We start from the raw sequence: 25,235 nt of genomic DNA, 5'->3' as shown, positions 1-25,235 counted from the left end.
TCGTCCGTGCGGCCTCTCATTGACGTGGCTCCTACGCGCAGTCGAAGCAGATCATCCGCTTGGGATCCGCCAGCTGCGAGCGGTGGTGGACCAGGAAGCAGCTCATGCAGGTGAACTCGTCCTCCTGCTTCGGCTTGACCTCGACGGCAAGCTCTTCGTGGGAGAGGTCGGCACCCGGGAGCTCGAAGGACTCTGCGGCCTCCGCCTCGTCCTCGTCGACCTTCCCGGAGTTCTTGTCATGACGCCGAGCCTTGAGCTCTTCGATGCTCTCCTCGGACTGGTCTTCCTCGTTCTTACGCGGTGCGTCGTAGTCCGTCGCCATGCGCCACTCCCCTTTCGCTCAACATTCCCCCCGCCAGCCCAAGGGGCTGCGGCACGGGCCGAGATTGTGCACCATCGGCACTCATTTCGCACACCTGAACGGCAATGCAGCCCGTGAACATCCGGTGACCCGCTGCTATTCCCGATCCGAGCGCAGACGATGCGGGATCCGAAAGGACCTTCGACCCGGCGCGGACGGGCCCTATTCCGGGGTCTGCCCCGGGGTGGCCGAGTCGCTGAGGTACCCCGACTCGACGGCCGCCACACGCAGCTCCTCGAAGCCGTGCGCGGGCGCGCAGAGCACCAGACGCCGGCCGCCGACGCCGGTCGTCGCCTCCCAGCGCGCACCGGCGCCCTCGGCGACGAGGCACGCGGCCGCGTGGTCCCACAGGTGCACGCCCTCCTCGACGTACCCGTCCACGGTGCCCTCGGCGACGCTGCAGATGTCGAGGGCGGCCGAGCCGATCCGGCGTACGTCGCGGATCCGCGGCAGCAGCCGGACGAGCGCCTCGGCCTGGAGGCGGCGCAGGTCCGCGTCGTAGGAGAAGCCGGTGGCGACGAGCCGCTGGGAGAGCTCCACCGCAGGACGTACGCCGATCGGCTCGCCGTCGCGACGGGTGAGGACCGCCCCGTCGGGGGTTCGGTAGGCGGTGAACTCGGTCGCGTGCGGGACGTCGACGACCACCGCGGCCACCACCTGACCGTCGGCCTCGGCCGCAATCGAGACGGCGTAGCGGGCGATGCCGTAGAGGAAGTTGACGGTGCCGTCGATGGGGTCGACGATCCAGCGGACGCCGCTGCCGCCGCCGGCGCTCTCGCCGCCCTCCTCGCCGAAGAAGGCGTCGTCGGGACGGCGTTCGGAGATCAGCCGCCGGATGAGGGCCTCGCTGTCGCGGTCGGCCTCGGTGACGACGTCGGTCGGCGTCGACTTGGTGGCGGCCACCGAGACGGCGCCGGTGGCCCGCTCCCTGACGAGCGCGGCCGCCTCGCGGGCGGTGGAGAGGGCGATCCGGAGCAGCTCACTGCCGTCGGCGGCCGTCACCGGGTGGCCTCGGCGTACTGCACCGAGTCCTCGCCGGCGAGCGTCGGCTTGTGGCCGCGGGCGTTCTCGCAGCAGCCGACCGGGCAGCGGTCCCAGCACGGGCCGAGGCTGCCGACGACCGCGCGGGTCACCTGCTCGCCGCGCTCCGCCGCGGCCCGCTCGACGACCAGGTCGCGGACCGCGGCCACGAACCGCTGGTCGACCCCCGCCGTCGCGCTGCGGCGGGCATGCAGGCCGAGCCGCTCGCAGGTGGCGAGCGCCTCGGTGTCGAGGTCGTAGACGACCTCCATGTGGTCGGAGACGAACCCGACCGGGCACAGGACCACCGCGCTCACGCCGCGGGAGGCGAGGTGCTCGAGGTGGTCGTTGACGTCGGGCTCCAGCCACGGCACGTGCGGCGCCCCGGAGCGGCTGCAGTAGACGAGGTCCCACCCGCGCTGGACGCCGGTCTCCTCCGCCACCCGGTCGGCGACGACACGGGAGACGTCGAGGTGCTGGGTGACGTAGGCCCCGCCCTCCCCCGGCCTGCCGCTCGCGTCGTTCATGACCGTCGGGATCGAGTGGGTGACGAAGACGATCCGGGCCTCGTCGCGCTCGTCCGCGGGCAGCTCGGCGAGCGAGGCGAGCACGCCGTCCACGACCGGCTCGACGAAGCCGGGGTGGTTGAAGTAGTGCCGCAGCTTGTCGAGGACCGGCGCCGACTCCACGTCGCCGGACGCGGCCGCCGCGTCATACAGGTTCTCGCGGTACTGCCGGCACGAGGAGTACGACGCGTAGGCGCTCGTGGTGAACACCGCAGCGCGGCGCACGCCGTCGGCCTTCATCTGCCCGATCGCGTCGGAGAGGTAGGGGTCCCAGTTGCGGTTGCCCCAGTAGACCGGCAGGTCGACGCCGGACTCGGCGAGCAGGGCGCGGAGCGCGGTGAGGAACTCGCGGTTCTGGTCGTTGATGGGCGAGCGCCCGCCGAACCGGAAGTAGTGCTCTCCCACCTCCTCGAGGCGCTCGCGCGGGATGCCGCGGCCCCGGGTGACGTTCTCGAGGAACGGCACCACGTCCTCCGGCTTCTCCGGACCCCCGAAGGAGGTGAACAGCAGCGCGTCGTACAGCGTGACGTCCATGCCCTCATCGTAGGGAGGAGGGGTCACGGAGTCGCCGCCCGGTCGCTCACTCCGCCACCGACGAGTAGGCCACGACACCCCGCTTGAGGACGTCGACCACCCTCCGCGCCGTCTTGCGCAGGGGTACGTCGCCGGCGGCGTCGGCTACCTGCCCGGCGAGGTCGATGAGCTGCTTCATCCAGCGCACGAAGTCGCCGGCGGCCAGCTCGACCACGCCCAGGACGTCGTCGAGGTCGTCGCCCTCCGCCCAGCGGTAGGCGGCCCAGGCGAAGCCGAGGTCGGGCTGGCGGAGGAAGTCGAGCCGGTGCTCGCGCTCGAGCTCGTCGAGCTCGGCCCAGACCTTCACCATCTCGCCGATCGCCGCCTTCGCCCGGCCGCCGGGGATCCGCGGCGGGCTGGCGTCGTCGGCTCGGCGGGCCTCGAAGACGAGCGTCGACAGCGCCGCCGCCAGCTCCGAGGGGGTCAGGTCGTCCCAGAGCCCCGCCCGCAGCGACTCCGCGGCGACCAGGTCCATCTCGGAGTAGAGCCGCATCAGGTGGCGACCGCGCTCGGTCACCTCGTCGCCGTCGAGGTAGTCCAGGGCCGCGAGTACCTCGCAGACGCGGTCGAACTGCCGGGCGACGGTGTTGGTCCGGGCCTCGACCCGGCGCTTGAGGGTCGCGGTGTCGCGCTCGAGGCGGAAGTAGCGCTCGGCCCAGCGGGCGTGGTCCTCGCGGTCCGGGCAGCCGTGGCACGGGTGGACCTTGAGCTGCCGGCGCAGCTCGGCGATCTCGGCCTCGACACCGCTCATCGGGTGCCCGCCGCGGCCGCCGCGGCCCTCGTAGGCCACCGGCCGCAGGTCGCGGGTCCGCTCGCGCAGGGAGGACGCCAGGTCGCGGCGCATCTGCGGGTTGCGGCCGTTGAACGACTTCGGCACGCGCAGCCGGGTCTGCGCGGCGACCGGGGTGTTGAAGTCCACGAGCGCGAGCCGCCGGGCCTGGCGGTCCTGCGTCACGACGTACGGCCGCGGGGTGTCGGGGTCGTGGCCGGGATCGATGACGACGGCGTACCCTGCGAACTTCCCGGTCGGCACGTCGATGACGTCGCCGGGACGGAGCCGGCCTAGGGACTCGATGATCTCCTCACGGCGGTCGGCGCGCCGCTCCCGGGAGGCGCTCTTCTCCACGTCGCTGATCCGGCGCCGCAGCGCGGCGTACTCCATGAAGTCACCGCGGTCGCACTGCGCCGCCTCACGGTAGCCGTCGAGGGCGTCCTCGGCCTTCCTCACCTGCCGGGCGAGCCCGACGACCGCCTTGTCGGCCTGGAACTGCGCGAACGACTGCTCCAGCAGCTCCCGCGAGCGGGCGCGGCCGAACTGGTGGACCAGGTTGACCGCCATGTTGTACGACGGACGGAAGCTGCTGCGCAGCGGATAGGTACGCGTCGACGCGAGGCCGGCGAGCTCGCGCGGGTTCATCCCGGGCTGCCAGAGCACGACGCCGTGCCCCTCCACGTCGAGGCCGCGGCGGCCGGCCCGGCCGACGAGCTGGGTGTACTCCCCCGGCGACAGGTCGGCGTGGGTCTCGCCGTTCCACTTCGTCAGCTTCTCGATCACCACCGTGCGCGCGGGCATGTTGATGCCGAGCGCGAGCGTCTCGGTGGCGAAGACGGCCTTGATCAGGCCGCGGACGAAGAGCTCCTCGACGACCTGCTTGAAGGCGGGCAGCATGCCGGCGTGGTGGGCGGCCACGCCGCGGGTCAGCCCGTCGAGGAAGTCGTGGTAACCGAGCACGTGCCGGTCCTCGTCGGGCAGGTCCGCGCAGGCCTCCTCGACGTACTCGTAGATCGTGTCGCGCTCCTCGGGCGTCGTCAGGCGCACGTTGGCCTGCAGGCACTGGCTCACCGCCGCGTCGCAGCCCACCCGGCTGAAGACGAAGACGATGGCCGGCAGCAGGGCGTCCTTCTCGAGCGCACTGATGACCTCGACCCGGCTCGGGATCCAGACCCGGCGGCCGTTGCCGACCTGCCGGGCGTGCTTGCTCGTGCCCTTCCGGTTGCGGTCGCGCGGGCTCCGACGGTCGCGCATGCGGGTGGAGGCCCAGTCGTCGCGCGCGACGCGCATGAGCTCGCCGTTGACCGGCGCGCCCTCCTTCACGAATCCGGCCGCCGCGTCGACGTCCGAGGAGGCGAACAGATCCATGATCCGGCGGCCCACCATGACGTGCTGGTAGAGCGGCACGGGCCGGCGCTCCTCGATGATGGTGGTGGTCTCGCCGCGGACCGTCGTCAGCCACTCGCCGAACTCCTCGGCGTTGGAGACCGTCGCGCTCAGGGAGACGACCGACACCGACTCCGGGAGGTGGATGATGACCTCCTCCCAGACGGCACCGCGGCTGCGGTCGGCGAGGTAGTGCACCTCGTCCATCACCACGAACCCGAGGCCGAGCAGGGTCTGGGAGCCGGCGTACAGCATGTTGCGCAGCACCTCGGTCGTCATCACGACCACCGGCGCCTCGCCGTTCACCACGTTGTCGCCGGTCAGCAGGCCGACCCGGTCGGGGCCGTAGCGCTTGACGAGGTCGTTGTACTTCTGGTTCGAGAGCGCCTTGATCGGCGTGGTGTAGAACGCCTTGCGCCCGGTGGCCAGGGCCAGGTGGATCGCGAACTCGCCCACGATCGTCTTCCCGGACCCGGTCGGCGCCGCGACGAGCACGCCCTTGCCGTCCTCGATCTCCTGGCAGGCCTCGACCTGGAAGTCGTCGAGCGGGAAGTCGTAGAGGGCGGCGAAGTCCTTGAAGACCGGGTACGCCTTGGTGCGCTGGAACTCGGCGTACTTCTCGGCGGGACTCTGCTGTGCCGGACTTCCTTGGGCAGGCGAGGCGTCCATGGACTCGAGCCTACGTGAGGACCGAGACCGCTCCGGGGACGCACTCGACGGTCAGCGGAAGCGGCCCGAAGCGCTCGCCGTCTGCGTACGCCGTGACGCCCGGGGCGGCGACGGTGACGCTCCGGACCCGGACCCGCTCGAAGGCCGGATGGTTGACGTGCTCGCCCGTCCTGACCTGCGGGAAGACCTTCAGGAACTCCAGCTTCGAGGTCGGCTTGATGATGATCACGTCCAGCAGGCCGTCGTCCGGGACGGCGCCGGCGGGGATCTGCAGCCCTCCGCCGTAGGAGTCGGTGTTGGCGACCGCGAGCAGCATCGCGTCGAGGCGGCGCTCCTCGCCGTCGAGGGAGAGGGTGTACGGCACCGCCGACCAGCGCCGCAGGACGGCGAACGTCGCGATCGTGTAGCGCAGGTCGCCGTGCGGCCACCGCATCCGGTTGGCGCGCTCGTTGACCGCGGCGTCGAAGCCGGCCGCCATCACCGTCGCGAACCACCGGTCCCCGCACCGGGCCACGTCGAGCCGCCGACCCGCACCGCGTGCGACCACGTCGGCGGCCGCCACGGGATCGCCGAGCGGCAGCCCGAGCGAGCGGGCGTAGTCGTTGCCGGTGCCGAGCGGGACGACGCCGAGGTGGACGTCGGTGCCGGCCACCGCCTGGACGGCGGTGTGCACCATGCCGTCGCCGCCGAGCGCCACCACCGTGTCGACGCCGTCGGCGACCGCCTTACGGGCGAGCCCGACGGACTCCTCGGCGTCGCTGCCGACCAGGAGGTCCACCTCGTGACCCGCCGCGACAAGCCGCTCGACGACCAGGTCCTGGAGCCGGTGCGCGTGGCCGCGGCCGGCGACGGGGTTGGTCAGCAGGGCGATCTGGCGGCTCACGCGCGGAACACTAGCGGTCGGGGACGCCGACGGGCCGCAACGGTCAGCGGCCGTCGCGGCCGATCCGCAGCCGGACGGCGTACGACGACGGGCTGGCACCGACCGCCCGCGCCAGCCGCCCGACGGCGTCGAGCGCGAGGTCGGCGTCGAAGCGTACGCCCGGGACGGCGAGAGCGAGCCGCCCCTCGCAGCTCACGAGCAGGGTCTCGCCGCGGCGCCACGCCTGGTGGGCGGCCTGGCGCAGCGACTCGTCGGCGACCGGGACCGGGTAGGCCTCGTCGACGGCGAGCAGGTCGCAGGCGAGCGGACCCTCGTCCCCCGTCCCGCCCGAGAGCTCGCCGGCCACGAGGTGGCCGGTGCGCAGCGGTGACGTCGAGGTCCAGGTCACCTCCGTGGTGCCCAGCCAGTCGGGCAGCTCGAACGGGTCGACCTCGAGCCAGTCGGGAGCCGCCCCTGTCACAGGGCGGACGGAGTGTCGGGGTCGAGGCCGGCGTACGGCCGCCGCTTCGCGCGGCGCCGGTCGTTGAGACGCGCGAGCACCTCGGAGGCGAAGAACAGCAGCATCATCGGGACCGCCATCAGCGTCATCGTGAACGGGTCGGTGGAGGGCGTCGCCGCGGCGGCGAAGACGAACGTGCCGATCACGATCCACGGCCGGTAGCGGCCGAGCGTCCGGCCCGGCAGCACCCCGACCCGGTTGAGCAGGACGACGAAGACCGGGATCTCGAAGGCGATCCCGAAGACGAGCAGGGTGCGGCTGAAGAAGGAGAGGTACTCGTTGAACTCGACCAGGTTGGTCAGCCCGTGCGGGGTGAACCCGATGAGGACCTCGAGCCCCTTGGGGAGGGTGACGTAGCCGAGCACGACGCCGGCCAGGAACAGCGGGCCGGCGATCGCGACGAAGATCCGCGACCAGCGCTTCTCCTTCGGGTGCAGCCCGGGAAGGATGAACGCCCAGATCTGGTAGAGCCAGAGCGGGCTGGTCCCGATGACCGCGGCGAGCCCGCAGATCTTCAGGTACAGGATGAAGCCGCCGGCCGCTCCGCTGGTGGTGGCCTCGGTCCGCCCCGGGTCCAGCGCACGCTGCGCGCGGAGGTAGGGGTGGTAGATCAGGTCGAAGAGCTGGTCGAAGAAGAACAGCGCGACGACGAACCCGACCAGGAGGACGAGCGCGGCTTTGAGGATCCGCGCCCGTAGCTCCCGCAGATGGTCGGAGAGGGCCATCCGCCCGTCGGCCCCCACGGGGTGGACGGGCTTGCCACGGAAGAGACCGACGACGCCCGTGATGGACAACCGTCGCCTCCGCTCAGACGCTGCCGCCGTTGAGGCGCTCGCGCTCGGCGTCGAGCTCGCGCTGGCGGGCCTCCAGGTCGGCCTTCTTGGCCTCGAGCTCCGGCGTCTCGGCGGCCTTCTCGTCGTCGTCCTTCAGGCCCTTGGTCTCGGCCTTGAAGATCCGCAGCGCCTGGCCCGTGCCACGGGCCAGGTCGGGCAGCTTCGCCGCGCCGAAGACGAGCACGACGATCGCCAGGATCACGAGCCACTCGGCGCCCTGGGGCATGCCGATCAGTGGGATAAACATCGCAGACCTTCCAACCTTTCGGGGAGACTCACACAGTCTACGCGTCGGCGCCGTACAGGCTCAGTGCCCGGGCGGCGGTCTCGGCGAATCTTTCGGTGAACTCCGGGTGGCCGACCACCTCGGCGTACGGCGCGAGGCGCATCAGCAGCCGGATCAACCAGCGCTCGTCGGCGACGTGGAGGTCGACCTCCACCCCGCCGTCGGGCAGCGGGCGTACGTCGACGGCCGAGTAGTACTCGGTCACCCAGCGTGCCTCGGGGGCGACCCGCAGCGTGACGACCATGACGTCGTGTCCTGTCGTGAAGAACCCGTCGGACAGGTCGCGCGGCGCGGCCGGCGGCGTGGCCACCGGGCTGTCGAGCACCTCGACGGAGCCGATCCGGTCGAGCCGGAAGCTGCGGGGCGCCTCGGCACTGTGGCACCACGCGTCGAGGTAGTCGACGCCGCGGTGGGAGACGACGCCGCGCGGGTCGACGACCCGCTCGGACTCCTCGTCGCGGCTGGGCACCCAGTAGCTGATCCGCACCTGCCGCCGGTCGGCGACGGCGCGCTGGAGGTCGGCCCGCAGCCGGGCGAGGCCGGGGTCGACGGCGTCCTCCCCCGGGTCGACGCGGCTCGCCGCGGCGCCCTCGGCGGCCGCCTGCTCCAGCTTGGCGAGCGCACGGTCGACGACGTCGCGCGTCTCCTCGCTGACGGCGCCGCTGCGCAGCGCGCGCAGCGCCACGATCACGGCCGTCGCCTCGGTCGGGGTGAGGCGAAGCGGCCGGGCGAGGTAGTCGGCGTTCGACACCCGGATGACCCGGTCCCCCTCCGGGTCGACGAGCGCGTCGATGTCCACGTCGATGAGGTCGTCGGGGTAGCCCCCGGGCAGCCCGCACATGAAGAGCACGCGCAGGTCCTTGACCAGCTGGTTTGCGGGCACGCCGAGGTCGCGGGAGGCCTCGTCGAGGCGGACCGCCCCGGTGCCCTTGGCGTGGAGGTAGGGCACCAGCGTGAGCAGCCGGGCGACCTGCTCCTTCGCGCCGCTGGGCGCCGGCCTCGTCATCGCTCCACCACCTCGCGCAGCCGCGCCACGACCTGCTTGCGGAGGTCCTCGGGCTCCTCGACGTACGCGTCCGGGCCGTGCGCCATGACCTCGCCGGCGAGGTCGTACGGTAGCCGGGTCAGCACGACGCGGTCCCAGTCCGTCGACCCGTCGGGGCCGGTGACGGCGTACTCCACCTCCGCGGCGGTACGGCGCAGCGAGTGCCCCGCGCCACGGCGCACCAGCAGCGCGACCCGTCCGGTCGGAGGAGCAGGAGCGAGCCGACGGGCGATCGCGCTGACGTCGGTGCCCTCCGGCACGTCGAAGGCGCCCGGCTCACCCACCAGCCGGGCGTCGCCGACGACCCGGGAGAGCCGGAAGACCCGCTCGTCCTGGCGGTCGGTGTCGAAGCCGACGACGTACCACCGGCCGGCGTACCGGGCGACGCCCCACGGCTGGAGGTGGCGGGTGGCCGGCTCGGCGGCGCGCGAGGTGCGGTAGTCGAACTCGACCTGCTGCCGCTCCTGGGTGGCCCGCAGGAAGGCGTCGAACGACGACTCCTCCGCCGAGAGCCGCGGGGAGGCGATCTCGAGCGCGCTGACGTCGACGTCGATGCCGGCGGCGGTGAGCTTGCGGACCGCCTCGGTGGTCGCCTCGGCCATCGAGGCGTGCTCCCAGACCCGGGTCGCGAGCCCGACGACGGCCGCCTCGTCGGCGGTGAGGCTGATCGGCGGCAGCGCGAACTGCTCCGCGCTGATCCGGTAGCCCGGCTCGTCGTCGAAGTACGGGTCGATGCTGCCGACCTCCACGGGCACGCCGAGACTGCGCAGCTCCTCCTTGTCGCGCTCGAACATCTTCTCGAACGCCTCGTCGGACGACGACGGGTAGAGGACGTCGCGGATCCGGTCCTTCGTCACGAACCCCCGCTGGACGAGCAGCATGATGAGCAGGTTCATCAGCCGCTCGGTCTTCGCCGCCGCCATCGCCCGGTCGTCAGCCCTTCTTCGCCGAGACGATGTCGATCACGAAGTACAGCGTGCTGTTGGCCGGGATCCCCGGCTTGCCGCCCTGGCCGGGGTTGGCCTTGGAGCCGTAGCCCAGCGACGGCGGGATCTGGAGCAGCACCCGGCTGCCGACCTTCACGCCGGTCAGGCCGCCCTTCCAGCCGAGCACGACGTCGCTCAGACCGAAGGACGCCGGCTTGGACGAGTAGCTCTCGTCGAAGGGCGCCTTCGCACCGTAGGTCATGCCGAGGTAGTTGGCGGTGACCGTCATGTCGCTGGTCACCGTCTTGCCGGTGCCCTTCTTGATGACCGCGCGGAGCAGCTTGCCGTTGGCGGACGGCTTCTTGACCCCGGAGAAGTCGAACCCGGACGGCTTGCCGTTCTTGAGCTCCAGCTTCGGCAGCTGCGAGGGCGACACGTCGTGCGGCGTGGTGTCGGGTACCGCCTTGATCAGGTCGACGACGACCACGACCGTGTCGTGGTTGCCGACGCCGAGATCGGGTCGCCCGTCGGAGCCGAACACGTCCGAGGACCTCGCGAGCGCGGCCCGGCGGTCGCCGACGTGGGCGCCGTCGAGCAGCTTCTGGAAGACCGGGCCCATGCTCGACGTGATCGCCATCTGAGCGCCGGAGGAGGTGTAGACCCAGCTCTTCGCCGCCGTGGTCGCGTCGCCGATGTAGAGATTGCCGTACGCCCCGTCCTTGCCGACCGCGCCACCGTCGCCGGAGACGAGCGTCTTCACGTCGACGCTGCTCGGGTAGGCGATCTTCGACTTCCATGTCAGCGTCGGCTTCTGGCCGACCTTGCCGCCGACCGTCACGCCGTCGAAGCCGGACACGGTCGGGTCGCCGTAGCCCGTCTTGGTGCTCCCGCACGCCACGAGGGCGGGGATCAGCAGCGCGGGCACGAGCGCGGTGGCGAGACGACGGAGACGAGGCACGTTTCTACCTTCTAGCAGGGCGGTCAACCCGCACGACAACGCGGGCGACGCACACCTTAGCCGCCGTGGCTGAGGGTTCCTCACATGCCGTCGATGAGTCGCTGGACGCGCTCGTCGTAGGCCCGGAACGGGTCCTTGCAGAGCACCGTCCGCTGGGCCTGGTCGTTGAGCTTGAGGTGGACCCAGTCCACCGTGAAGTCGCGGCGCCGGTCCTGGGCCTTCTTGATGAACTCGCCGCGGAGCCGCGCACGGGTGGTCTGCGGCGGGACCGACTTGGCCTCGAAGATGCGCAGGTCGGTCGTCGCCCGGGCCACGGCACCGCGCTTCTCGAGCAGGTAGTAGAGCCCCCGGCCGCGGTGGATGTCGTGGTAGGCGAGGTCGAGCTGGGCGACCCGCGGGTGGCCGAGCGGCAGGCCGTGCTTGGCGCGGTAGCGCTCGATCAGCTTCCACTTGATGACCCAGTCGATCTCGCGGTCGACGAGGCCGAGGTCGTCGGACTCGACGGCCTTGAGGCCGCGCTCCCACAGGTCAAGCGCCTTCTCGATCACCGGCGTGCTGATCTGGCGCCGGTCCACGAAGTCGCGGGCCTTGGTGAGGTACTCCATCTGGATGTCGAGCGCGCTGGCCTCGCGGCCGTTGGCGAGCCGGACCTTGCGACGGCCGGTCAGGTCGTGGGCGATCTCGCGGATCGCGCGGATGGGGTTCTCCATCGTGAGGTCGCGCATCACGACGCCCTCCTCGATCATCCGCAGCACCAGGTCGCACGACGCGATCTTCAGCATCGTGGTCGTCTCGGACATGTTGGAGTCGCCGACGATGACGTGGAGCCGGCGGTACTTCTCCGCGTCGGCGTGCGGCTCGTCGCGGGTGTTGATGATCGGCCGGCTCCGGGTGGTGGCGCTGCTGACGCCCTCCCAGATGTGCTCGGCGCGCTGGCTGACGGCGAAGCCGGCCCCGCGCGGGGTCTGGGTGACCTTGCCGGCGCCGACGATGAGCTGCCGGGTGACGAGGAACGGGATGAGCACGTCCGCCAGCCGGCTGAACTCGCCGGCCCGGCTGACGAGGTAGTTCTCGTGGCAGCCGTAGGAGTTGCCGGCCGAGTCGGTGTTGTTCTTGAACAGGTAGATCTCGCCGGCGATGCCCTCGTCGTGGAGCCGCTGCTCGGCGTCCAGGAGCAGCCCCTCGAGGATCCGCTCACCCGCCTTGTCGTGGGTGACGGCCGCGACCACGTCGTCGCACTCCGGCGTGGCGTACTCGGGGTGGCTGCCGACGTCGAGGTAGAGCCGGGCGCCGTTGCGCAGGAACACGTTGCTGGAGCGGCCCCAGCTGACCACCTTGCGGAACAGGTAGCGCGCGACCTCGTCGGGGCTCAGCCGCCGCTGGCCCCGGAACGTGCACGTGACGCCGTACTCGTTCTCGATCCCGAAGATCCGCCGGTCCATGCGGAAACACTAGTCGGTCGGTGGTCGCTTCGGGCTTAGCCTTTCCGACATGCCCACGACTCGGGAAGTTCCGTCGACCGTCACCCGCTGGCACGAGGCCGCCGCCGGGCAGGATCCGGCCGCCCTCGACGACCTGCTCGCCGAGGACGCCGTCTTCCACTCCCCCGCCGTCCACACGCCGCAGCGCGGCAAGGCGATCACGACGGCGTACCTCTCCGCGGCGTTCGCCGTCCTCGGCCCGACGCTGGAGTACCACCGCGAGTGGTACGCCGACGGCTCGGCGGTCCTCGAGTTCACCGCCGATCTCGACGGGACGTTCGTGCAGGGCGTCGACATGTTCGAGTGGGGACCCGACGGCCGGATCACCGACTTCACCGTCATGGTCCGCCCGGTCAAGGGCCTGCAGGCGCTGATGGCGCTGATGGCCTCGCGCCTGCAGGTCTCCTGACCGGTCCTGTCCGGTCGACCGTGCCGGGCCTTCGGGCAGGGACCACTCAGAGCGGCGGAGCGACCGGCGGCTGGCCGTCGCCGTTCCCGTCCTCGTCGGAGGGCGGAGCGACCGGCGGCTGTTCGCCCGGCGCGACGTCCGGGGCCGTGCTTGCGGGCGGCGTCGGGGCATCGGACGGCGTCTCGGACGACGTGTCCGCGGACTCGGCGGACTCCGCCGGTTCGGTCGCGCTGCGGTCGCCGAGGATCCGCTGGAGCACCGCCGGCCGCAGCCGGCGGAACTTCCGCGGCTGGGTGCGGGTCCGGTCGAGCACCGCGACCTCGAGGTCGTCGACGGGGACGACCCGGTCGCCCGACTCCCCCGAGCCGTTGGGCGAGTGTCCGAGCGCGGCCACGGCGAGTCGGATGGCGTCCTCGAGCGAGGCGCCGGGGCTGTAGCGCTCCTTGAGGTAGGCGTCGACCGTGTCGGCGGCACCGCCGATGGCGGCGAAGCCGTGCTCGTCGACCACCTGGCCGTCGTAGGTGAGCCTGTAGAGCTGGTCGTCGTCGGGCGAGTCGCCGATCTCGGCCACGAACAGCTCCACCTCGTAGGGCTTCTCGCCGCCGGAGCTGAAGATCGTGCCGAGCGTCTGGGCGTAGGCGTTGGCCAGGCCCCGGCCGGTCACATCGCGGCGGTCGTAGGAGTAGCCCCGCATGTCGGCGAGCCGGACGCCCGCGATGCGGAGGTTCTCGAACTCGTTGTAGCGGCCGACCGCCGCGAAGGCGATCCGGTCGTAGATCTCGGAGACCTTGTGGAGCGCTGCAGAGGGGTTCTCGGAGACGAACAGGATCCCGTCGGCGTACTGGACGCCGACGAGCGCGCGGCCGCGGGAGATCCCCTTCCGGGCGAAGTCCGCCCGGTCCTTCATCAGCTGCTCGGGGCTGACGTAGCCGAAGCCCATGCTCATCTCACGCACCCCCCTCGATCGCAGCGATCGGTCCGTCGGGCCGCTCCATCCGTCCGGCGACGACCCGCTCCACCACGGCAGCGACGTCGTCGTCGGGCAGGGTCCGCCCGCCGTCTCCGGTGATCACGTGGACGACCGGGAAGATCCGCCGGCCCAGGTCGGGGCCGCCCGTCGCGGAGTCGTCGTCGGCGGCGTCGTACAGCGCCTGCACCAGCGCGACGACGGTCGAGGCCTCGTCGAGGTCGGGGCGATAGAGCTTCTTCAGCGCGCCCTTGGCGAACAGCGAGCCCGAGCCGACGCCGGCGTAGCCGACCTGCTCGTAGCGGCCGCCGGTCGGGTCGTAGCCGTAGATCTTGCCGCTGACGCCGGCCGGGTCGTCGAGGTCCACCCCGACGAAGAGGGGTACGACGACGAGCCCCTGCATCGCCATGCCGAGGTTGCCGCGGACGATCGCGGAGAGCCGGTTGGCCTTGCCCTCGATGGAGAGCGTGGTGCCCTCGATCTTCTCGTAGTGCTCCAGCTCGGTCTGGAAGAGCTTGATCAGCTCGACGGCGATGCCGGCGGTGCCGGCGATGCCGACCGCGGAGTACTCATCGGCGGGGAACACCTTGCGCATCTCGCGCTCGGCGATCAGGTTGCCCTGCGTGGCGCGCCGGTCGCCGGCGATCACCACGCCGCCGGGGAAGGTCGCGGCGACGATCGTGGTGCCGTGCGGCGCGAGGTCGGCGGCGCTCTGCGCACCCGCTCCGACGGGCGTGGCACGGCGGCCAGGGAGCAGGTCGGGCGAGTTGGTGGCGAGGAAATCAGTGAACGACGAGGTGCCCGGCGTCATGAAGGCGGCCGGGATTCGTGGGTCGGTCAACTACTGACCGCCCTTCTGGATGAACGACTTCACGAAGTCCTCGGCGTTGGTCTCGAGCACGTCGTCGATCTCGTCCAGGATGTCGTCGACATCGCTGTCGAGCGCCTCCTTGCGCTCGGCGACGTCGGACTCCGGGGCGGTCTCGACGGCTTCCTCGGTCTCGGAGGACTTCCGAGGTTGCTTCTGCTCCTGTGCCATGCTCCCAACCTATCCACACGAACCGACGGACCGGTTGCAACTCTGTTCCGAATTCTGGCGATTTCTCGCACAGAGAACAGCCCCACGCGTGCGCTCAGGAGCCGGTCAGCGCGGCGAAGAGCTCCTCGGCGGTGTCGGAGCGGTCCATCAGCTCGCCGACGTGCTTGCGCGTGCCGCGCAGCGGGTCGATGGTGGGCACCCGCTGGAGCGACTCGCGGCCGGGGAGGTCGAAGATCACCGAGTCCCAGGAGGCGGCGGCGACGTTGGCGGAGTACTTCTCCAGGCAGCGGCCGCGGAAGTAGGCGCGGGTGTCCGTCGGCGGCTCGTGCATCGACCGCTCGACCGACTCGTCGTCCAGCAGGCGTTCGATCCGCCCCGCCCGGAGGAGGCGGTGGTAGAGCCCCTTCTCGGGGCGGATGTCGGCGTACTGCAGGTCGATGAGGTGGAGCTTCGCGTCGTCCCACTCGAGGCCGTCGCGGTCGCGGTACTGCTGCAGCAGCTTCAGCTTGGCGACCCAGTCGAGCTCCGTCGCGCACTCCATCGGGTCGCGCTCGAGGCGGTCGAGCACGGACTCCCAGCGCTCCAGGACGTCCTTCGTCTGCTGGTCGGCGTCGGAGCCGTAGCGGTCCTCGACGTACTTCTTGGCGAGGTCGAGGTACTCCAGCTGCAGCTGTACGCCGGTCAGCGACCGCCCGTCGTGGAGGGTGACCGTCTGGTTGAGCGCGGGGTCGTGCGAGACCGCGCGCAGCGCGGAGACCGGCCCGTCGATGCTGAGGTCGCGGTTGATGAAGCCGTCCTCGATCATCGCCAGCACCAGGGAGGTGGTGCCGATCTTGAGGTAGGTCGACACCTCGCTCAGGTTGGCGTCGCCGATGATCACGTGGAGCCGGCGGTACTTCTCCGGGTCGGCGTGCGGCTCGTCCCGGGTGTTGATGATCGGCCGCTTCAGGGTGGTCTCGAGGCCCACCTCGACCTCGAAGAAGTCGGCGCGCTGGGAGAGCTGGAAGCCGTGCTTCTTGCCGTCCTGGCCGATGCCCACGCGCCCGGCGCCGCAGATCACCTGCCGGCTGACGAAGAACGGCGTGAGGTGCTTGACGATGTCGGCGAAGGGCGTGGAGCGCCGCATCAGGTAGTTCTCATGGGCGCCGTAGGACGCGCCCTTGTTGTCGGTGTTGTTCTTGTAGAGCGTGATCTGCGGGTTGCCGGGGAGCTGCAGGGCCGCCTTCGTGGCGTCGAGCATGATCTGCTCGCCCGCCTTGTCCCAGCGCACCGCGTCGAGCGGCGTGGTGACCTCGGGGGTGGAGAACTCCGGGTGCGCGTGGTCGACGTAGAGCCGCGCGCCGTTGGTCAGGATGACGTTGGCGAGGCCGAGGTCCTCGTCGGTCAGCTGGCTCGGGTCCGCGACGTGGCGGGACATGTCGAACCCGCGCGCGTCGCGGAGCGGCGACTCCTCCTCGAAGTCCCACCGCGCGCGGCGGGCCTTCAGCGTCGCGGACGCGTAGGCGTTGACCACCTGCGAGGAGGCGACCATCGGATTGGCCTGCGGCTGTCCGGTCACGGAGATGCCGTACTCGACCTCCGTGCCCATGACCCGGCGAACGCTCATGCAGCCAAGGCTACGCGGCGCATCGGCACAGTGCGTCGAGACTGCGCCGTACGTCGTCGACGTCGGTCGCCCAGTCGCTGACCGAGATCCGGAGCACAGCACGGCCGTGCCAGCGCGAGCCGGACATCCAGGTGGTGCCGTCGGCCAGCACCCGGCGGGTGATCTCTCCGGTGCGCTCGTCGCCGCCGAAGGACACGCAGACCTGGCTGTAGACGACGTCGTTGAGCACCTCGGCGCCGGGGATCTCGCGGACGCCGTCGGCGAACGTGCGGGCATGCCGGGCGAACCCGTCGACCAGGTCGGCCACGCCCTCGCGCCCGAGCGAGCGGAGGACCGCCCAGACCGGGATCCCCCGCGCCCGGCGGGACAGCTCCGGGACCTTGTCGCACGGGTCGCCCACCTGCTTGTTGACGAGGTAGTCGCCGTGCTTGCCGGTCACCGCCCCCAGCGCCTCCGCGTCCCGCACGATCGCGATCCCGCAGTCGTACGGCACGTTGAGAGTCTTGTGGGCGTCGGTCGTCCAGGAGTCGGCCGCGGCGTACCCTTCCGTGAGGTGGCGCAGCGTCGGCGAGGCCGCCGCGAAGAGCCCGAACGCGCCGTCGACGTGCACCCAGGCCCCCGCCTCGTGGGCGGCCGCGATCGCCGGGCCGAAGGGGTCGAACGCGCCCGAGTGCACGTTGCCCGCCTGGAGGACGACGATCGCCGGCGCGCCGCGCACGGAGGCGAGCGCCGCGACGAGCGCGGCGGGGTCGATCCGCCCCTGCTCGTCGACGGCGACCCGCTCCGGCTCCCCCAGGCCGAGGTAGCGCAGCGCGTAGACCACGCTCTCGTGCCCCTCCTCCCCCATGAGGACTCTCACCCGGGGCGCTCCGGTCAGCCCGTCGCGCCCGACGTCGTGTCCGGCCCGCCGCAGGACTGTGTCACGAGCCGCGGCCAGGCAGGTGAAGTTGGCCGTCGTGGCGCTGGTCGGGAACCCGACCGCCGCATCGGCCGGGAGCCCGAGCAGGTCCAGCAGCCAGCGGCCGGCGACCTCCTCGACGGCCGCGGCGGCCGGCGTGGCGAAGCGTATCCCGTCGTTCTGGTCCCAGGCGCTCACGAGCCAGTCGGCCGCGAGGGCGGCCGGGTGGGTGCCGCCGATGACGAACCCGAAGAACCGGCCCGACGGCATCGCGACCAGACCGGGCTCGCACGCCTTCGCGAGCAGGTCGACGGTCTCCGTCGCGTCCCCCGGCCGGGCGGGCAGGTCCCCGAGGGCGGCTGCGACCTCATCGGCCGAGGCCGTGGCCGGCACGTCACGGGTGCTCAGCGACTCCAGCCAGGAGGTCGCGTGCTGGTGCGCCCGGTCGAGCGGTGCGATCCGTGCGTCCATCCCAGTCGTCTCCATGGCTCGATCCTGCGCTCTCCGGACGCCCACGGGCCACCCCGGCGGGGTCAGGGCCTGGCCTCGTACACGAGGTTGAACGGCGTCTCCGTCGCCCTGCGGAAGCGGCTGAAGCCGGCCTCCTCGGTGACGGCCCGGATCGCCCGCTCCCCGGCTTGGGCGCCGAGCGTGCGGGTGCCGCCCTGGGAGACGGCGTTGGGGACGCAGAGGAACGACGAGAGCCCGTAGAAGACCCGGCCGAGCGGGTTGAGGTTGTCGGCGACCGTGTCGCCGGCGTACGGCTCGACGATCATCCAGGTGCCGTCGTCGGCGAGATGCTCGCGGACGTGCGTCGCCGCGGCGACCGGGTCGCCCATGTCGTGCAGGCTGTCGAAGCTCGTGACCAGGTCGTACGGGCCGCCGTGGAAGGTCGACGCGCCGGCCACCTCGAAGGTGACCCGGTGGGTGAGACCGAGGTCGGCGGCGTGCTTGCGGGCCAGCTCCACGGAGTGGTCGTGGTAGTCCGAGCCCGCGAACGACGACGCCGGGAACGCCTGGGCCATGAGGATCGTCGAGGCGCCGAGACCGCAGCCGATGTCGGCGACCCGGGCGCCCGCCTCGAGCTTCTCCGGCACGCCTTCGAGCGCCGGCAGCCACTCGGCGACCAGGTTGGCGGAGTAGCCGGGCCTGAAGAACCGCTCGCAGCCGACGAAGACGTCCTCGTCGTGCTCGTGCCAGCCGATGCCGTCGCCGGTGCGGAACGCCTCGACGACCCGCGGCAGGGCTCTGAGCGCCCCGAGCGCGAGCTGGAACGCGCCGGGCAGGTAGACCGGCCCATCCGGATCGGTGAGCGCGAACGCCTGCTCCTCGGTCATCGAGTACGTGTCGCTCTCGGGGTCGTACGACACGTAGCCGCCGGCGGCCTGGCCGCGCAGCCACTCCTCGACGTACCTGACCGCTGTGCCGGTGGCGACGGCGAGCTCGTCGGCCGTCCGCGGCTGCGCGGCGAGCGCCTTGTAGAGCCCGAGCTCGTCGCCGACCACGATGCCGCCGGCCGCCATGGTGGCGCCCAGGTCGGTCACGAACTGGTGCAGGAACTGGTGGAACTTGTCCTCGTCCATCGCTGTCTCTCCTCGGTGTGGCCCCGATGTCCTGGGTGATGAGGTGCGTCACCGCAGTTCTACGGCGCGGAGGGACACGGCCACGTCGGTAGCGACTACCGAGATCCGGGCGGTGCGCTACCCACGTCTGCAGGGGCCTCGTGCGCCATCCCCGCGTGGCGCCGTGCGGCCTCCTGGCGGGTCCCGACGCCGAGCTTGAGCAGGATGGCGGCGACATGGCTGTCGACCGTGCGCACCGACACCACCAGCCGGTCGGCGATCTCGGCGTTGGTCAGCCCCTCGGCGACCAGGGCCAGCACGTCCCGCTGCCGGGCGGTGAGGCCGGCGGGGTCGTCCCGGGTCGGCTGCGACGGACCCCGTGGGACGTTGCGCGCCCCGAGGTCGCGCAGGCGCCGTCGTACGTGCCGGGCGAGCGGGACGGCACCCAGCCGGTCGGCGAGGGCGAGCGCCTCCAGGAGCGCCGCTTCGTCGTCGGCGTCGGCGAGCGCCTCCGCCTCGTGGTAGGCGCAGCCGGCCTCGCGCCACAGCTTGGCGGCGTCGCGCCAGCGGCCCACGGCCTGGAGGGCGTACGGCGTGGGCGGGTCGGCTACCAGCGCCGCCAGCTCCTCCTCGGCGACCGGCGCCCCGGCCTTGCCGAGGCGGTAGGCGAGCTCGGCGCGCAGCGGCGGCTCGCCGAGCCGCACGGCTTCCTCGTGGATCGCGAGACCCGCCTCGAGGGCGTCGGCGGGCTCGCCGCGCAGCCAGGCCTCCTCGAGCCGCGCGACGGCGACCGGCCCGATCCGCTGCAGCTCGTCGAGGCGCTCGGCGAGCACCCGGGCCTCCTCGAGCACGGCCGCGGCGTCCGGAGCGCCGGTCCGGATCCGGGTGATCGCCCTCACCGTCAGGGCCACCGACCACGGCGGTGTGCCGCTGCTCGTGATCCGCTCGGTCACCCGCTCCGCCTCAGCCCACTGGCCGCGGGCGAGCGCGAGCCGCGCGCGGAGCCCCTGGAGGTACTGCCAGAACGCGAGGAACTCCGTCCGCTCGGCGAGCGCGCTGCCCTCCTCGATGAGCGGCTCCGCGGCGTCGAGCTCGTAGACGTCCAGCAGGCTCCACGCGAGGTTCGCGTAGGCCCGGCAGGCGTCCTCGTGGTCGTCGACCTGGCGCGCGACGGTGATGGCCTCCTCGAGCTCGGCACGGCCCCGCACCGCGTCGGTGCGCATCAGGCTGGTCCCGAGGTTGTTGAGCGCGTGCGAGAGGACCTGCTGATCACCCGCCTCGCGGGCGAGCGCGATGGCCCGGGTCGACAGCTCGATCGCGACCGGGTTGTCGTTGGCGAGCATCGCCAGCTGCGCCTCGTTGCTCGTGCACAATGCCAGCAGGCGCACGTCGTCGGCACGCTCGGCGACATCGGTCGCCTCCCGCGCCGCCGACTCGGCGAGCTGCCGGCGCCCGGAGTACCACGCGATCCGGGAGAGCCAGCGCAGGGCGACGCCGAGCTCCCTCGGCTCCCCGACCTGCTGGCGAAGAGCGACAGCCCGCTGCTGGGCGGGGACGCCGTCCCTGCCGACCGTGTAGAGCTCCACGGCGTACGCCTGCCACAGCGCGGCGCGCTCGGCGGGCTCGAACCGGTCCTCGTGCGCGAGCGCCGTCGCGTAGTGGGCGGCCGCCTCCCGGTGGGCGCCGGAGGCCCAGGCGTCCCGTGCCGCCGCGGGCCCGTAGGCCACCACGGCGTCCACGTCGCCGCACGCGACGGCGTGGTGCACCAGCCGGCTGACGTCCGGCTGGCGGAGCTTCTCGAGCGCGGCCAGGGCCGCCCGGTCGAGCTCGACGCGTCGGGAGCCCGGGAGTGAGTCGGCGACCGCGAGGCGGGTCAGCTCGTGGCGGAAGGTCACTCCCTCGGGGCTGACGGTGAGCAGGCCGCGCTCCTCGGCCGGGCGGAGCCGCGGCCAGCCTTCCGGGGCCAGCGCGTCGACGAGGTCGCGCTCCACCGCGCCGGGAACGACGGCGAGCTGCTCGACCAGGTCCTGGACGGCCGGGTCGAGCCTGCGCAGCCGGCCGAGCACGGCGTCCACGACGGTCTGCGGCACCTCGGCCCCGCGTGCCGAGGCGATCAGCTCGGTGACGAAGTAGGGGTTCCCGTCGGTCATGTCGTACACCGCGGCCGCGTCGATCCCCCCGTCGTCGCTGAGGCCGGCCACCGCCTCGGCGACCGCCTCGGGAGAGAGCCGGTGCAGCGGCAGCCGTACCAGCTGGCCGCTCTGGGCGAGGTCGCCCAGCAGCGTCACCGCTGGATGGTCGCGGGCGAGCTCGTCGTCACGGTAGGTGAGCACCAGAGCCACCGGCAGGTCGGCGATCCGGCGGGCGAGGAAGCGCAGCGTGTCGAGCGTGCCCTCGTCCGCCCAGTGCACGTCCTCGATCACGAGCACCGTCGCCGGGCCGCGGGCGAGCTCGCGCTGGAGCGCCGCCATCACCGTCTCCCGCTCGCCACCGCGCAGTGCGGCGGACAGCTCGGTGCCCACCGAGCCGACGAGGTCGCGCAGCGGGCCGAGCGCGCGCGGGGTCGACAGCGCGTCGCAGTAGCCCACCAGCAGCCGTGCGTCCGCCGGGAGGCGTGCATGGAGAGCACGGATGAGGCTGGACTTCCCGATCCCCGCCTCGCCGTGCACCAGAACCACGGATCCCTGTCCGTGGAGAGCCGCCCGCGCCGCCGTCCCGAGAGCCGCCAGCTCGGCCTGACGCTCGAGCAAACGCCCTCCCACGGGCCTGATCGTCCACCTGAGGACCCGCCGCGGGCAACCGACGTTCGGCCCTGGTGAGACGCGCCCTCGGTACGCCCTACGCTTGCCGGGTGACCGAGCAGACCGACAACTCCGCCCGCGCGATCGCCGCGGCCGACGCGCTCGGCCTCTCGTACGCCGTGACCAGGCACGGCCCGGTCCGGTCCCTCGTGGAGGCGGCCGCCGCCCGCGGGATCGAGCCGCGACAGCTGGTGAAGACGATGGTCGTGCGGGTCAGCGAGGGTGACCTGCGCTTCGTCCTCGTACCCGGCGACCGCGAGATCTCCTGGCCCAAGCTCCGGTCGCTGCTGGGCGTCAACCGCCTCACGATGGCGAGCATCGACGCGGCGTACGACGCCACCGGCTACGTCCGCGGCACCATCACGCCGCTCGGCTCGCTCACCGAGCTGCCGGTCATCGCCGACGAGCGGGTCTCCGGCGAGATCTCCCTCGGCGCCGGCGGCCACGGCGTGGCGCTCACCCTGGACGGCGACGCCCTCGTCTCCGCCGTGGGTGCGACGGTCGCCGACGTCACGGATGCGTCCGGCTCGTCCGGCGCGTCCTGAGCCGCTCGTGCCGACGGTCGCGACGATCCGCGAGGCCACACGGGCCGACCGCGACGCCTGCTACGACATCTGCCTGCGCACGGGTGCCTCCGGAGAGGACGCGAGCGGTGTGTACGCCGACCCGCGGCTGCTCGGCGAGGTGTACGTCGGGCCGTACCTCGCACTCCCCGAGGGGCTCGGCCTCGTCGCGGTCGACGACGGGGGCATCGCGGGCTACGTGCTCGCGACCGCGGACACCCGCCGCTTCGAGGCCGCGTGCGAGGCGCGCTGGTGGCCGCCGCTGCGGGAGCGGTATCCCGACCCCGGCCCGAACCCGGCGACACCCGACGAGCGGGTCCGCGCGCTCGTCCACCGGCCGCTCCGCGCTCCCGAGGAGGTCGTCAGGGACCACCCCGCCCATCTCCACATCGACCTCTACCCGCGACTGCAGGGCGGCGGCGTCGGTCGGGCCCTCCTCGAGCGGCTCTCCGCCGCCCTCGCCGAGGCCGGCGCCCCCGGCGTCCACCTCGGCGTCGGCCGCGCCAACCAGCGCGCGATCGGCTTCTACCGCCACCTCGGCCTCAGCACCCTGCTCGGGCTCGAGGACACCCTCTATCTCGGACGAGCGCTCAGCCCCTAGCCTCGCGGACATGGGCTGGTGGTCGGAGCGCGTCGTCCCGCGCATGGTCGAGCGGACCTGCGGCGACCCGGCCCTCCGGCCGCTGCGCGAGCTGGCCTGCGCGGGGCTCGCCGGCCGGGTCGTCGAGGTCGGCTACGGCAATGGACGCAACACCCGCTTCTGTCCCGACGCGGTGACCGAGGTCCTCGCCGTCGAGCCCTCGGACCTGGCCTGGGGGCTGTCGGAGCGACGGCGCGCGTCCTCCGGCGTACCCGTCACCCGCGCCGCCCTCGACGGCCGGCGGCTGCCGCTCGACGACGACAGCGCCGACGCGGTGCTGTGCACCTTCACGCTCTGCACGATCCCCGACGTCGGCGCCACCCTCGCCGAGGCGGGCCGCGTCCTGCGTCCCGGCGGCGCGCTCCACTTCGCCGAGCACGGCCTCTCCCCCGAGCCCCGCATATCCCGCTGGCAGCGCCGCCTCGACGGCCTCGAGCAGCGCCTTGCCGGCGGCTGCCACCTGACCCGGGACGTCCCCGCGCTCCTGCGCACCGCCGGGTTCGAGGTCAGCCTCGACCACGAGGGGTACGTCGACCTGCCCGCCGTCGCAAGACCGTGGACGTGGTGCACCGCCGGCCGAGCGCTCGCACCTCGCTAGAGAATACGCACCGCCCGGGCCGGAGCTCGCCGGCCCGGGCGGATGCGTCGTAGGTCAGAGGTACTGGCCGGTGTTGGCGACCTGCTCGATCGAGCGGCCCGGCTCGGTGCCCTGCTTGCCGGTGATGAGCGTGCGGATGAAGACGATCCGCTCGCCCTTCTTGCCGGAGATCCGGGCCCAGTCGTCCGGGTTGGTCGTGTTGGGCAGGTCCTCGTTCTCCTTGAACTCGTCGACGCACGCCTGGAGCAGGTGGGAGACCCGCAGGCCCCTCTGGTCGTGGTCGAGGAAGTCCTTGATCGCCATCTTCTTCGCCCGGTCGACGATGTTCTGGATCATCGCGCCGGAGTTGAAGTCCTTGAAGTAGAGGATCTCCTTGTCACCGTTGGCGTAGGTGACCTCGAGGAAGCGGTTCTCGTCGGACTCGGTGTACATCCGCTCGACGGTCGCGCGGATCATGCCGTCCACCGTGGCCTTCGGGTCCCCGCCGAACTCGGCGAGGTCGTCGGGGTGGAGCGGCAGGTCGGGCACGAGGTACTTGCTGAAGATGTCGCGGGCGGCCTCGGCGTCGGGGCGCTCGATCTTGATCTTCACGTCGAGGCGGCCGGGTCGCAGGATCGCCGGGTCGATCATGTCCTCGCGGTTGGAGGCGCCGATGACCAGGACGTTCTCCAGCAGCTCGACACCGTCGATCTCGCTCAGCAGCTGCGGGACGATGGTGTTCTCGACGTCGGAGGAGACCCCCGAGCCGCGGGTGCGGAAGAGCGAGTCCATCTCGTCGAAGAAGACGATGACCGGCGTACCGGACGACGCCTTCTCCCGCGCCCGTTGGAAGACCAGCCGGATGTGGCGCTCGGTCTCCCCGACGTACTTGTTGAGGAGCTCGGGGCCCTTGATGTTGAGGAAGTACGACTTCCCCTCCGTGCCGGTGCGCGCCGCGACCTTCTTGGCGAGGCTGTTGGCGACGGCCTTCGCGATGAGGGTCTTGCCGCAGCCCGGCGGGCCGTAGAGCAGGACGCCCTTGGGCGGCTTGAGCTGGTGCTCCTTGAACAGGTCGGGGTAGAGGTAGGGCAGCTCGACCGCGTCCTGGATCTGCTCGATCTGGCCTCCGAGGCCGCCGATCGACTCGTAGGCGATGTCGGGCACCTCTTCGAGGACGAGCTCCTCGACCTCCGACTTCGGGACCTTCTCGTACACGTAGCCGGAGCGCGGCTCCAGCAGGAGCGAGTCGCCCGCCCGGATCACGTCGCCGCGCAGCGGCTCCGCGAGGCGTACGACGCGCTCCTCGTCGGCGTTCGCGATGACCAGGGCCCGCTCGCCGTCGGCGAGCAGCTCCTTGAACATCACGACCTCGCCGACCTTCTCGTACTCGAGGGCCTCGACCACGTTGAGGGCCTCGTTGAGCATCACTTCCTGGCCGTAGCGGAGCGCGTCGAGGTCGACGTTGGGCGACACCGTCACCCGGAGCTTGCGGCCCCCGGTGAAGACGTCGACCGAGTCGTCCTCGTTGCGTCCGATGAAGATGCCGAACCCGGCCGGCGGCTGCGCCAGGCGGTCGACCTCCTCCTTGAGCTTCACGATCTGCTCCCGCGCGTCACGCAGCGTCACGGACAACCGCTCGTTCTGCGACGTGACGGCGGCAAGGGAGCGCTGCGCGTCGGCGAGCCTCGCTTCCAGGCCGCGGGAGGATCCCGGCATCTCGCTCAGGCGCCGGCGCAGGTCCGAGACCTCCGCCTCGAGAAAGCGCACGTGGCTCTCGAGCTCCTCCCGGCTTCGCGGGCTGGAGGGAAAACCTTCAGATGTCGACATCAGCCACACCTCCTAGACCTGTGACCCTACCCGCGCCAAGGGCCAAAGGAAGAGAGGTTTAGGCGGCGTTTGTCACGATTTGGTCGCG

At 72.0% G+C, this 25,235-nt stretch carries 24 protein-coding genes; 4 read left to right on the top strand and 20 right to left on the bottom strand.

Translation table 11 applies throughout. From position 1 onward, the window contains the following. Window positions 1-31 precede the first annotated feature (31 nt). The 12 genes from ABLE53_RS13960 to pafA form a co-directional block, all read right to left on the bottom strand. The gene (locus ABLE53_RS13960) at window positions 32-322 is read right to left on the bottom strand and encodes a DUF4193 domain-containing protein (RefSeq protein ID WP_348859564.1); all 291 of its coding nucleotides are present in this window, start codon (window positions 320-322) and stop codon (window positions 32-34) included. Window positions 323-523: 201 nt separating this feature from the next. Then, entirely contained in the window at window positions 524-1,363 is an 840-nt protein-coding gene (locus ABLE53_RS13955; protein WP_348859563.1) for an inositol monophosphatase family protein, read from the bottom strand. Beyond that, entirely contained in the window at window positions 1,360-2,481 is a 1,122-nt protein-coding gene (locus ABLE53_RS13950) for a ferrochelatase (protein WP_348859562.1), read from the bottom strand. Before ABLE53_RS13950 ends, ABLE53_RS13955 begins: the two co-directional genes overlap by 4 nt. Window positions 2,482-2,527: 46 nt before the next feature. After that, window positions 2,528-5,347, bottom strand: a complete 2,820-nt coding sequence (locus tag ABLE53_RS13945; RefSeq protein ID WP_348859560.1) for a DEAD/DEAH box helicase — start codon at window positions 5,345-5,347, stop codon at window positions 2,528-2,530. Window positions 5,348-5,357: 10 nt separating this feature from the next. Beyond that, on the bottom strand, window positions 5,358-6,230 hold the full coding sequence (locus ABLE53_RS13940; protein WP_348859558.1) for a diacylglycerol kinase: 873 nt from the start codon (window positions 6,228-6,230) through the stop codon (window positions 5,358-5,360). 43 nt (window positions 6,231-6,273) lie between these two features. After that, window positions 6,274-6,690, bottom strand: coding sequence for a hypothetical protein (locus tag ABLE53_RS13935; protein WP_348859557.1), 417 nt, complete (start codon window positions 6,688-6,690; stop codon window positions 6,274-6,276). Beyond that, window positions 6,687-7,523 carry a twin-arginine translocase subunit TatC gene (gene tatC, locus ABLE53_RS13930; protein WP_348859556.1) on the bottom strand — a complete coding sequence of 279 codons (837 nt, stop codon included), beginning with the start codon at window positions 7,521-7,523 and terminating at the stop codon, window positions 6,687-6,689. The genes ABLE53_RS13935 and tatC overlap by 4 nt, the downstream gene beginning before the upstream one ends. Window positions 7,524-7,536: 13 nt before the next feature. Then, on the bottom strand, window positions 7,537-7,809 hold the full coding sequence (gene tatA, locus ABLE53_RS13925; RefSeq protein ID WP_348859555.1) for a twin-arginine translocase TatA/TatE family subunit: 273 nt from the start codon (window positions 7,807-7,809) through the stop codon (window positions 7,537-7,539). Between the two features lie 37 nt (window positions 7,810-7,846). Next, complete coding sequence (locus ABLE53_RS13920; protein WP_348859554.1) at window positions 7,847-8,854, bottom strand: helix-turn-helix transcriptional regulator; 1,008 nt, start codon at window positions 8,852-8,854, stop codon at window positions 7,847-7,849. After that, window positions 8,851-9,816, bottom strand: coding sequence for a helix-turn-helix transcriptional regulator (locus ABLE53_RS13915; RefSeq protein WP_348859553.1), 966 nt, complete (start codon window positions 9,814-9,816; stop codon window positions 8,851-8,853). The genes ABLE53_RS13920 and ABLE53_RS13915 overlap by 4 nt, the downstream gene beginning before the upstream one ends. 10 nt (window positions 9,817-9,826) lie before the next feature. Then, a complete protein-coding gene (locus tag ABLE53_RS13910; RefSeq protein WP_348859552.1) occupies window positions 9,827-10,777 on the bottom strand; it encodes an FKBP-type peptidyl-prolyl cis-trans isomerase in 951 nt (316 codons plus the stop codon). 80 nt (window positions 10,778-10,857) lie between these two features. Next, window positions 10,858-12,219 (bottom strand): Pup--protein ligase, encoded by a 1,362-nt coding sequence (pafA, locus tag ABLE53_RS13905; RefSeq protein ID WP_348859551.1) that lies wholly within the window; start codon window positions 12,217-12,219, stop codon window positions 10,858-10,860. A gap of 49 nt (window positions 12,220-12,268) precedes the next feature. On the opposite strand from pafA, the gene ABLE53_RS13900 reads away from it, so the two are divergent. Next, window positions 12,269-12,667, top strand: coding sequence for a nuclear transport factor 2 family protein (locus ABLE53_RS13900; RefSeq protein WP_348859550.1), 399 nt, complete (start codon window positions 12,269-12,271; stop codon window positions 12,665-12,667). A gap of 46 nt (window positions 12,668-12,713) precedes the next feature. On the opposite strand, the gene prcA is transcribed toward ABLE53_RS13900, so the two are convergent. The 7 genes from prcA to ABLE53_RS13865 form a co-directional block, all read right to left on the bottom strand. Further along, the gene (gene prcA, locus ABLE53_RS13895; RefSeq protein ID WP_348859548.1) at window positions 12,714-13,613 is read right to left on the bottom strand and encodes a proteasome subunit alpha; all 900 of its coding nucleotides are present in this window, start codon (window positions 13,611-13,613) and stop codon (window positions 12,714-12,716) included. A 1-nt stretch (window position 13,614) separates the two neighbouring features. Next, entirely contained in the window at window positions 13,615-14,475 is an 861-nt protein-coding gene (prcB, locus tag ABLE53_RS13890; protein WP_348859547.1) for a proteasome subunit beta, read from the bottom strand. Then, entirely contained in the window at window positions 14,476-14,673 is a 198-nt protein-coding gene (locus tag ABLE53_RS13885) for a ubiquitin-like protein Pup (protein WP_348859546.1), read from the bottom strand. A gap of 94 nt (window positions 14,674-14,767) precedes the next feature. After that, a complete protein-coding gene (dop, locus tag ABLE53_RS13880) occupies window positions 14,768-16,279 on the bottom strand; it encodes a depupylase/deamidase Dop (RefSeq protein WP_348859545.1) in 1,512 nt (503 codons plus the stop codon). 10 nt (window positions 16,280-16,289) lie between these two features. Continuing rightward, window positions 16,290-17,663, bottom strand: coding sequence for a pyridoxal phosphate-dependent decarboxylase family protein (locus ABLE53_RS13875; RefSeq protein WP_348859544.1), 1,374 nt, complete (start codon window positions 17,661-17,663; stop codon window positions 16,290-16,292). A gap of 47 nt (window positions 17,664-17,710) precedes the next feature. Then, a complete protein-coding gene (locus ABLE53_RS13870) occupies window positions 17,711-18,760 on the bottom strand; it encodes a class I SAM-dependent methyltransferase (protein ID WP_348859543.1) in 1,050 nt (349 codons plus the stop codon). 95 nt (window positions 18,761-18,855) lie between these two features. Then, window positions 18,856-21,501, bottom strand: coding sequence for an ATP-binding protein (locus tag ABLE53_RS13865; protein ID WP_348859542.1), 2,646 nt, complete (start codon window positions 21,499-21,501; stop codon window positions 18,856-18,858). Between the two features lie 89 nt (window positions 21,502-21,590). Here ABLE53_RS13865 and ABLE53_RS13860 point away from each other — a divergent pair, with 89 nt between their 5' ends. From ABLE53_RS13860 to ABLE53_RS13850, 3 genes are read left to right on the top strand one after another with little or no spacing between them, the layout of a single operon-like run. Beyond that, window positions 21,591-22,085 carry an aminoacyl-tRNA deacylase gene (locus ABLE53_RS13860; RefSeq protein WP_348859541.1) on the top strand — a complete coding sequence of 165 codons (495 nt, stop codon included), beginning with the start codon at window positions 21,591-21,593 and terminating at the stop codon, window positions 22,083-22,085. A gap of 7 nt (window positions 22,086-22,092) precedes the next feature. Continuing rightward, window positions 22,093-22,704, top strand: coding sequence for a GNAT family N-acetyltransferase (locus ABLE53_RS13855; protein WP_348859540.1), 612 nt, complete (start codon window positions 22,093-22,095; stop codon window positions 22,702-22,704). A 10-nt stretch (window positions 22,705-22,714) separates the two neighbouring features. Then, window positions 22,715-23,341, top strand: coding sequence for a class I SAM-dependent methyltransferase (locus ABLE53_RS13850; RefSeq protein WP_348859539.1), 627 nt, complete (start codon window positions 22,715-22,717; stop codon window positions 23,339-23,341). A 54-nt stretch (window positions 23,342-23,395) separates the two neighbouring features. Here the strand turns inward: ABLE53_RS13850 and arc are convergent, their stop codons facing one another. Further along, on the bottom strand, window positions 23,396-25,147 hold the full coding sequence (arc, locus tag ABLE53_RS13845) for a proteasome ATPase (protein ID WP_348859538.1): 1,752 nt from the start codon (window positions 25,145-25,147) through the stop codon (window positions 23,396-23,398). Window positions 25,148-25,235: the final 88 nt, after the last annotated feature.

This window comes from Nocardioides asiaticus, from assembly GCF_040049175.1.
GTDB lineage: Bacteria > Actinomycetota > Actinomycetes > Propionibacteriales > Nocardioidaceae > Nocardioides > Nocardioides cheoyonin.
This window is presented reverse-complemented; position numbering and strand designations above follow the sequence as displayed.